The 7,249-nt window shown below is 72.1% G+C and carries 4 protein-coding genes and 1 pseudogene; 4 read left to right on the top strand and 1 reads right to left on the bottom strand.

Going from position 1 to position 7,249, the window contains the following annotated elements:
- A pseudogene (locus D7Y13_RS35375) lies at positions 1-366 on the top strand (hypothetical protein); the annotation flags it as partial.
- 77 nt (positions 367-443) lie between these two features.
- On the opposite strand, the gene D7Y13_RS35370 reads toward D7Y13_RS35375, so the two are convergent.
- Positions 444-1,805, bottom strand: a complete 1,362-nt coding sequence (locus D7Y13_RS35370; RefSeq protein WP_120585898.1) for an outer membrane beta-barrel protein — start codon at positions 1,803-1,805, stop codon at positions 444-446.
- Positions 1,806-2,088: 283 nt separating this feature from the next.
- Here D7Y13_RS35370 and D7Y13_RS35365 point away from each other — a divergent pair, with 283 nt between their 5' ends.
- Genes D7Y13_RS35365 through D7Y13_RS35355 form a run of 3 tightly spaced genes read left to right on the top strand, consistent with a single transcriptional unit; the run spans position 2,089 to position 6,957 of the window.
- Positions 2,089-3,339 carry a metallophosphoesterase family protein gene (locus D7Y13_RS35365; RefSeq protein ID WP_120585899.1) on the top strand — a complete coding sequence of 417 codons (1,251 nt, stop codon included), beginning with the start codon at positions 2,089-2,091 and terminating at the stop codon, positions 3,337-3,339.
- A complete protein-coding gene (locus D7Y13_RS35360) occupies positions 3,336-6,536 on the top strand; it encodes an AAA family ATPase (RefSeq protein ID WP_120585900.1) in 3,201 nt (1,066 codons plus the stop codon). Before D7Y13_RS35365 ends, D7Y13_RS35360 begins: the two co-directional genes overlap by 4 nt.
- Positions 6,537-6,552: 16 nt before the next feature.
- Complete coding sequence (locus D7Y13_RS35355; RefSeq protein WP_233595984.1) at positions 6,553-6,957, top strand: hypothetical protein; 405 nt, start codon at positions 6,553-6,555, stop codon at positions 6,955-6,957.
- The last annotated feature ends 292 nt before the right edge of the window (positions 6,958-7,249 follow it).

Below are 7,249 nucleotides of genomic sequence, written 5' to 3'. Positions count from 1 at the left end.
TCGGAGAGCATGGCGCCCCAGGAGGGCGGTGGCACGGGCGGCAGCGGCACGGGCGGCACCGGCACGGGCCAGACGGGGGACTCGATGCAGTCCCCGACCCCGACGGAGACCCCACCGGAGCCCCTACCGGAGACCCCACCGAGCACGGGTTCCTCCACGGACACCACCGAAGAGGGCATGGGCGGCTCCGGCATGATGGACGCCGGCACGGGAGGTTCCGGGATGATGGACTCCGGCACCGGCGGCTCCGGAATGCAGGAGCCCATGGATTCGGACATGGGCAACACCGGCTCCACCGGGACCGGCAACGACATGGACACCTCCGGCGGCAACATGGGCGGCTCGGGCAACGAGACGACGCGTTAGCCACGCCGGCATCGTCCTGACAGGCGAGAGGCGCGGGTGGGCCGGGCGGACTGCCGGGCCCGCGCCTCCCGCTTGCGTCAGAGCTTCACCATCAGCGCGCCGGTGAGGCGGCTCTCGCGCGTCACCAGGTCGGGGCTCCAGCCGTCCACGAGCGAGCCGGGCGCGCCCTGGTTGCCTCCGGGCGGCGTGACGCCTCCGGGCCCGGAGAAGTACGGCACGCTGGCCGCGCGGTGGTTGAACTCCAGGCGGAAGGTGATGAAGGGCTGGGGCATGACGTCCGCGGCCACCTGGAAGTCATACGCCTGATAGCGGTCGCCGGGGTTCGCGGTGAAGTACGGCGTGCCGGAGGCCGCGGTCGTCCCGTTGATGGGCGGCAGGAGCACCAGGTAGCGCCCGGGGTTGGTGATGGCGCCCCCGCCCACGGTCAATGCCAGACGGTCATGGGCGAACCACAGGCGGTGGTAGGCCATGAACCCCAGGAAGTACTGCGACCCGCAGTCCACGCCGCCGCCGAACTCGCAGCCCGCGTCGAGCGTGACGGACGCCGCCGCCTTGCTGACGAAGCCGTCCGGGCGGTCGTGGTACTTCACCATCACGCTGTCGTCGGTGTGCACGCGCCGGCGGCCCGGATTGCCCAGGGTGTCCGTGCCGTAATACTGGTTGCCCACCACCGACAGCCAGCCGGTGGGACGCCAGAGAATCTGTCCGCCCACGCCGTAGCCGTCGTTGAAGCGGCCGTAGGACTGCCAGCCATTGACGAGCCAGGGTTCGATCTTCAGCGTGTCGCTCACGAAGATTTGGGCGCGCACGCCGTTGAAGAACCACGGCGTGTTCGACGACACGTAGGACGGCTGGTAGGTCCAGTTGTCCGCGTTGTAGTAGCTCCACAGGCCGATGTAGCTCATGAAGATGCCGGCCTGCAGGTTGATGCCCCGCAGCGCATCGAAGTGGTAGCCGCCGTAGGCCTCGGAGATGAAGCGGTAGGCGTCGTCCAGGTTCCACTGGCCGCGCGTGGGGCTCGCGTCGTTGCGCGGCGTCGTCTGGGAATACAGGCCGAACTGGGTCATCAACCGACCCATCACGTTCTTGTAGAGGAAGTCGCCGCCAATCCCCAACTGGGTGACCTGCACCTCGCCGTGGCGGAAGACCTCGCTGGAGCCGGCAATCGTGTCGTCCCGCGGGTGGTTGAAGCTGTGGTGGTAGACGGTGTCCGCGCGGAACTCGCCGGTGAACGCGCCGAAGGACAGCGGCTTCTCACTGGCGCCACCGTTGCCGGGCACCCAGGAGAAGTCCGCGAAGGCCAGCGGCGCGGGGCGGTCCGTGAGCGTGACGGGCTTCGCCGGCCCGGCGGGGGCTTGCGCCTGGACCATCGGTGCGAGCAGGAGCGTCGCCAGCGTGAGGGCCGCGCGACCCGGGATGCAGGAGGTGACGGGTTTCATGGCCTCCCCCCGGTGCAGCGGACGTACCGCGCACCGTGCGTTGACGGACTCCAGGGAGGTCGGTCGGTTACGCGGAGGCCCGGGTCCCGGCGTCGTGCGGAATGCAGGGCGCGAGCGGCCCACCCACCGCGAAACGCAGGGGCGTGGGGCCTGGAAGACGTGGCGGGTTTCCGAAGTCGGACGCACCGTGCGACCGCGGGACGTCCCGTGTGTCCACCGGAGCATCACCCTCCGGGGAGGGAAAGTCGGGCGTGCGGGGAGACTCGGGTACGTTGCCCACACGATGCGCTTCTCCTTCGTCCACGCCGCGGATCTGCACCTGGACACGCCGTTTCGGGGGGTCGCCACGCATGGGCCCCTGCTGGAGCGTTTCCAGCAATCCACCTTCCTGGCGCTCGCGCGCATCGTGGACGTGTGCCTGCGGGAGCGCGTGACGTTCCTGCTGCTGGCCGGAGACCTGTTCGACGTGAAGGACCGCTCCGTGCGCGCGCGGCTGGCGCTGCGCTCGGAGCTGGCGCGGTTGGACCGGGCGGGCATCCAGACCTTCATCGTCCACGGCAACCACGACCCGTTGAGCGGGGACACCGGCACGCTGGGCCTGCCCGAGTCGGTGAAGGTGTTCGGACCGGACTGGGAGGACGTGGAGGTGCGGCGCGAGGGCCGGCGCCTGTGCCACGTGCAGGGCGTGTCCTATCCGGACGTGGAGGTGCGCGAGAACCTGTCCGCGAGGTTCCGCCGCACCGGCACGCACTTCAGCGTGGGCCTGCTGCACGCGAACCTGGGCGGCGACGCGGGGCACGCGAACTACGCGCCCTGCACGGCGGCGGACCTGGCCGCGGGCGGGCTGGACTACTGGGCGCTGGGCCACGTGCACACGCGCGCGGAGCACCTGCTGCCCGGCGGCGGCGTGGCGGTGTACCCGGGCAATCCGCAGGGGCGGCACATCCACGAGACGGGCGAGCGCGGCTGCGTGGTGGTGGACGTGGAGGACGGCGTCGCGCGCAGGCGGTTCGTGCCGGTGGACCGGGTGCGCTGGCACCGGCTGGACGTGCCGCTCTTTGGCGTGGGTTCGCTGGACGCGCTCCAGGCGGTGGCGACGGAGGTGGTGGAGACGCGGTGCGCGGAGGACTTCGACGGGCACGCGGTGCGCCTCACGCTGGCCGGACGTGGGCCGCTGCACCGGGAGCTGTCGCGGCCGGGGGCGCGGGCGCAGTTGGAGGCGGACCTGCGGGAGCGGCTGTCGCGCGCGCACCCGCCGGTGTTGCTGGAGTCGCTCCGGGACGGCAGCCGGCCGGAGGTGGACCTGGAGGCGGTGCGGGCCGGTGGCGGCTTCATGGGCACGCTGCTGGAGGAAGCCCGGGCGCTGGAGCAGGACGACGCGGCGCTCGCGGCGCTGTGGGACGACGAGGAACTGACGACGCTGGGCCAGCGCTTGAAGCGGCTGGGCGTGGACGCGCTGGAGGCGCCCCGTCCGCAGCTGGTGGCGCAGGCGGGACAGCGCGGCGTGGAGCAGCTCCACGAGGAGACGTCATGAAGCCGGGACTGCGCATCAACCGCTTCCAGGTGGATGGCTTCGGGCACTTCCTGGGCTACTCGGGAGCGCCGGCCCCGGGGCTCACGCTGCTGTATGGCCCCAACGAAGCGGGCAAGAGCACGCTGCTGGCCTTCCTGCGCGGCGTGCTGTTCGGCTTCGAGAAGCGCGGTCAGCCGGAGCGCTACGAACCCGAGGGCGCGCTCTTCGGCGGTGAGCTGTGGTTGGACACGGAGGCGGGGCCGCTCGTGGTGCGCCGTCGCGTGGGGAAGCGCGCGTCGGAGGGCACGCTCACGGTGCAGACACCGGAGGGACAGCCGTTGCCGGAGACGCTGCTCGCGCAGGCGCTGGCGGACGTGCCCCGGGACCTGTTCTTCGAGGTGTTCGCCTTCCGGCTGGATGAGCTGTCGTCCTTCCAGCGGCTGGCGCAGCAGCGCGGCGTGTCCGAGGCGCTGTTCGCCGCGGGCATGCAGGGCGCGCGTCGGCTGCCCGAGGCGCTGGAGCGGCTGCGCAAGGACGCGGAAGGGCTGTACGCGCCGCGCGGGCAGAAGCCCGAATTGAACAAGGTGATGAAGGACCTGGAGGACGTGCAGCAGGCGCTGCGCGAGGCGGGGGACCGGCCCGCGCTCTACTTCTCCACGCGCGACCGGCTGACGGGGCGCATCGCGGAGGGCCACGCGCTGGAGGTGGCGCAGAAGGAGGCCGCTCGCGAGCTGGACCACGCGGTGCGGCTGGAGTCCGCGCTGGGGGACTTGTCGGTGCTCGCGCGCGACCGGACGGAGCTGTCGTCGCTGCCGGTGCTGGACACCTTCCCCGCGGGCGGGGAGACGCGCCTGGAGGACGTGCTCCAGCGGCGCAAGACGTACCGGGCCCAGCAGGCACAGCTGCATGAGCGGCTGGCGCCCATCGACGAAGCGCGGGAGCGGCACGCCGCGCCCTGGCCCGTGCGCGAGCGCGCCGAGGCCCTGCGCACGGCGCTGGCCACCTTCGCGGGACATTCGGAGCAGCTTCGCGCCCTGCCCGCGCGCAGGGCCTCGCTCGCCTCGCGGCGGCGGCAACTGGAACAGGGGCTGGCGGAGCTGGGGCTCGCGGTGGACGCGGGCGGACTGCTCGCGCTGGACCTGGGGGCGCGGGCGCGCGGGGAGCTGGAGGCGCTGGCGGCGCGGCTGGAGGCTTCGGACAGCGCGCTCGGCGCGGTGGAGCTGGAGCAGGCGCGGGCGCGCGAGGAGCGGACGCGGCTGGAGACGTCGCTGGCGCGGCTCCAGTTGGAGGTGGAGTCCCTGCCCGACGAGCGACCCGCGCAGGTGCGCCAGCGGCAGGCGGCGGTGGGGCGGATGCGCGCGGTGCGCGGAGACCTGGAGCGGCTGGCCGAGCAGCGCCTGGAGCAGCGCCGGCAGATGGACGGCGTGCGGGCGCCCACGGACGCGGTGCCCCTGCATTCACTGCTGCCGCTGTCATGGGTGGTGGCGGCGGGAGGCGTGGCGCTGGGCTTCGCGGTGCTCGCGGCGGTGCTCGCGGGTGTTTCGGTGGGCGTGCTGTGCGCGGTGGGTGGCGCGTTGCTCGTGGGGTTGTTGCTGTTCGTGCGTCACCGCGTGGAGAAGGCGCGGCACGCGAGCCTGGAGGCGCAGGCGGCGCGACACCGCTGGCGTCAGCAGGAGGAGGAGAGATTTCGCGCGGTGCAGGCGACGATGTCCGCGCGCGAGGAGCTGCTCCAGCGGGAGCTGCTGCATGCGTCCGGCGCTGCGGGCATGTCCCCGGGCGCATCGCTATCGGACCTGGCCGAGCAGGAGTCGTTGCTGGCGGAGCGGCTGACGCAGGCCGAGCGGCGCGACCTGCTGGTGCGCGAGGAGGACGCGCAGCGCACGGCGTGGGACGGGGCGGTGCGCGAGGAGCAGCGCGTGGAGGAGGCCCGGCTGCGCGCGGAGCAACGCGCGGAAGGGCTGCGCGAGGAGTGGTTGGCGTTCCTGCTGGCGCGGCGCTTCCCGGTGGCGTTGTCCCCGGCGTCGGCGCTGACGCTGTGGCGAGATGCCGCGGCGCTGCGACAGCGGCTGTTGGACCTGCGCACGGATGAAGAGGAGTTCACCGTGGCGGAGGCCGCGTGTGGCGCGACGACGTCACGGCTGTTGGCGGAGGCGCAGGCGGCGGGGCTGCCTCCGGGGCCGGCGGAGACGGTGGCGGCGCGGGTGTCCCTGGCGCTGGAGGAGGTCCGCGCGAGGGCGGCGGATCAACGGCACCTGGATGGACAGCGCGGCGAGCTGCTGGCGGAGAAGGCGCGCTTGGACCAGCTGGTGCTGGAAGAGGACCAGACGCTGGAGGCGCTGCTCGCGGAAGGGGGGTGCCAGGACGAGGCCACCTTCCGCCGTCGCGCGGTGCAGGCGCGAAGGTACGCGGAGCTGATCATCCGGGTGCGCGAGCACGGCCAGCGGGTGCAGGCGCTCACGGGCCTGAAGGAGGACGTGGCGCGAGCGGAGGTGCACGCGGCGGGCGGAGAGGCGGGCCTGAAGGAGCGGCTGTCCGGCCTGCGCGAGCGCTACCGCACCGAGGGCGAGCGACTGAAGGCGGTGCTCACGGAGCAGGGCAGCCTGAAGACGCAGCTGTCGCAGTGGGAGAACGATGACCGGGTGTACCGGCTGCGCATCCAGGAGGAGACGCTGCGGGCGAAGGCGTCGGAGCTGGCCACGCGCTACGCGGCGGATCGGCTGACGCTGGCGCTGCTGGGACGGGCGCGGCGGCGCTTCGAGGAGGAGCAGCAGCCGCGCGTCATCCAGCTCGCGAGCGAGTCCTTCCAGGAGATGACGGGAGGGCGCTACCGCCGCGTCTTCATCCCGGCGGGGGATGCGAGGGAGCTGCGGGTGAGCGACGGGGCCAGGGACTGGAGCGCGGAGCAGTTGTCCCGGGGCACGCGCGAGCAGCTCTTCCTGGCGTTCCGGTTGGCCGTCATCCGCTACTTCGGGGAGACGCGCGGCGCGCTGCCGCTCATCGCGGACGACGTGCTGGTGAACTTCGACCCGGAGCGGGCCCGAGGCGCGGTGCGACTCCTCGCGCGAATGGCCGAGCACCACCAGGTCATCGCTTTCACCTGCCACCCCTGGCTGCGCGCGCACTTCGAGGCCGAAGGCGCGCACGTGCTGGAGCTGGCCGGGGCCACGAGGCCGGCGCGGGAAGGCACACAACCGTTGCGAGTGGTCTCCGGAGGGTAGAAGACTGCAATCCCTCATGGGAACCCGACCGTGGAAGCTGCTGCCGCTCCTGCTGCTTGCCGCCTGTGCCCGCGTCCATCCTCCGGAGCAGGCAGCCCACTTCGCGTTCCCCGTCGTGCTTCCCACGGAAGGACAACAGGTCCTGTCCGGCACGATGGCAACTTCGGTTGCCCTGGCGATGGAGGACTTCCTTCCGCTGGGTTCGAAGCCCGAGCGGAACGCCAGCCCCACCGAGGTCTGCGTCCACCAGCGCGAGGCATATGACGTCACCAGCGTCCCCGGAAAAGACGGGGTGGTGTTCGTCCGCTTCTCCGTGAATCCCACGGCCTGCCGTGACCTGGCAGGACCCGCCATCGCGGACGTCCCCACCGTCTACGCCGTGGACACCCGGCGGTGGGTCATCCTCTCCATCCAGAAATGAAACGGGCCGGCCGACCCAGCGCCCCCGCGCGGATCCAGGCCGACCCCTGAAAAAACACTGGGAGCGCGCCCCCTCGACGCGCTCCCAGTGACTCAACCCCTCCCCCGAGGGGTCCCCCTCATCGAAAGCGGCCCCCAAAGACCCGCTTTCGTCCTGCTTGTGCCTTGGAGACGACAACCGCCGAAAACCTTGAGGAGTTCTGGAAGATCGACCCCCAGAACCCTTCCCCCTCCGCCCAGGACGCTCTGCGCCCGAAGCCCTTGAGCGACGACGGCTCTGCCCCCGTCACTCC

The sequence above is a fragment of the Corallococcus praedator genome (assembly GCF_003612125.1).
GTDB lineage: Bacteria > Myxococcota > Myxococcia > Myxococcales > Myxococcaceae > Corallococcus > Corallococcus praedator.
This window is presented reverse-complemented; position numbering and strand designations above follow the sequence as displayed.

Excerpts from the sequence above, each read along its gene's own strand:
- D7Y13_RS35370 (WP_120585898.1), bottom strand. The coding sequence starts at position 1,805 with ATGAAACCCGTCACCTCCTGCATCCCGGGTCGCGCGGCCCTCACGCTG.
- D7Y13_RS35365 (WP_120585899.1), top strand. The coding sequence starts at position 2,089 with ATGCGCTTCTCCTTCGTCCACGCCGCGGATCTGCACCTGGACACGCCG.
- D7Y13_RS35360 (WP_120585900.1), top strand. The coding sequence starts at position 3,336 with ATGAAGCCGGGACTGCGCATCAACCGCTTCCAGGTGGATGGCTTCGGG.
- D7Y13_RS35355 (WP_233595984.1), top strand. The coding sequence starts at position 6,553 with ATGGGAACCCGACCGTGGAAGCTGCTGCCGCTCCTGCTGCTTGCCGCC.